The organism is Rhodoglobus aureus (assembly GCF_039527955.1).
Classification (GTDB): domain Bacteria; phylum Actinomycetota; class Actinomycetes; order Actinomycetales; family Microbacteriaceae; genus Rhodoglobus; species Rhodoglobus aureus.
On record NZ_BAAAKW010000046.1, the window covers coordinates 1 to 1,461 of the forward strand.

General features: G+C 61.0%; 1 protein-coding gene. It reads left to right on the forward strand.

Features of this window, described 5'->3' with window-relative positions; genetic code table 11:
• Positions 1-237: 237 nt before the first annotated feature.
• Entirely contained in the window at positions 238-1,443 is a 1,206-nt protein-coding gene (locus tag ABD112_RS11555; protein ID WP_425563836.1) for an IS110 family RNA-guided transposase, read from the forward strand.
• Positions 1,444-1,461 lie beyond the last annotated feature (18 nt).

A 1,461-nucleotide genomic window follows, 5' to 3' on the forward strand; every position in this document is an offset into this window, starting at 1 on the left:
TCCTTACGTTGTTGTTGTGGGTGATTTCGGGACTGGCGTAGTGTTTCGATCACCCTCGGGTGGCGGGTATGGCTGAGATCGCCTTGCCGCATAAACGGCTCACTGGGAATGGCCGCCCGCTGCCCGCAGATGACTCGACCGCTGATTGAGAATTGCGACATTGATCGCTGGGTAAGGACGTGCCGGCGCGGTTATCGACAGGGAAACTGCTATCAACGAGACGGAAGGAACATTCAGATGCCAGCAGTATGGGCGGGAATCGATTCAGGAAAGCGGGCGCATCACTGCGTCGTGATCGACCAGACCGGGGAGATGCTTCTCTCCCAACGGATAGATAACGACGAGACCGTGCTGCTCGAAATCATCGCCACGGTCACCGAGATCGCCGATGGGCACGAGGTCGTATGGGCGACGGATCTGAACTCAGGCGGCGCAGCTCTCCTGATTTCCCTGCTGGTCGATCACGGCCAGCAGCTGCTCTATATCCCGGGCAGAATCATTCATCATGCGGCTGCGACCTACCGCGGTGATGGCAAGACAGACGCGAAAGATGCCCGTATCATCGCCGATCAGGCACGGATGCGCACCGACCTCCAACCCGTTCGCGATGGTGATCAGATCAGCGTTGACCTGAAACTCCTGACCGCTCGACGCCTGGACATCATCCACGATCGGGTGCGCGCAATCAATCGGCTCCGCGCGACCATGCTGGAGTACTTCCCCGCGCTGGAGCGCGCGTTCGACTACTCCAAAAGCAAAGCCGCTCTCACGCTCTTATCGACCTACCAGAGCCCCGGAGCGCTTCGCCGGATGGGAGTGACGCGTCTGGCGGCATGGTTGAAAGCCCGCGGCTGCCGCAACAGCGCCACCGTCGCCCAGAAAGCCGTCGACGCCGCGCGTGAGCAAGAAACAACGTTGCCTACCGAGACAGTTGGCGCAACCCTCGTCGCCCGCCTGGCCGCCGTAATCACCGCAATCGACGCAGACCTCGTCGACCTCGACAAAACCATCACCGCCCGATTCAACGAGCACGAGAACGCTGAGATCTTGGAAAGCATGCCAGGATTCGGGCCCATCCTTGCCGCCACGTTCCTTGCCAACACTGGAGGCGACCTGCGCAGCTTCGAAAGCCCGGACCGGCTCGCAAGCGTTGCCGGCGTCGCACCCGCTCCCAGGGACTCCGGCCGCATTAGCGGCAACCATCACCGACCCCGCCGCTTCAACCGGCGGCTGTTACGAACCTGCTATCTGGCAGCACTATCGAGCTTGAAGAACAGCCCTGCCTCCCGGGCTTACTACGACCGAAAGCGTCGCGAAGGCAAAAGCCACAAACAGGCCCTGCTAGCGCTTGCGCGTCGGCGCATCAACGTCCTCTGGGCAATGCTCCGAGACCACACCCTCTACCAGGAACCAGCCGTGACCCCGATGCTCACAACTGCTTGACAAAGACATTGAGATTCC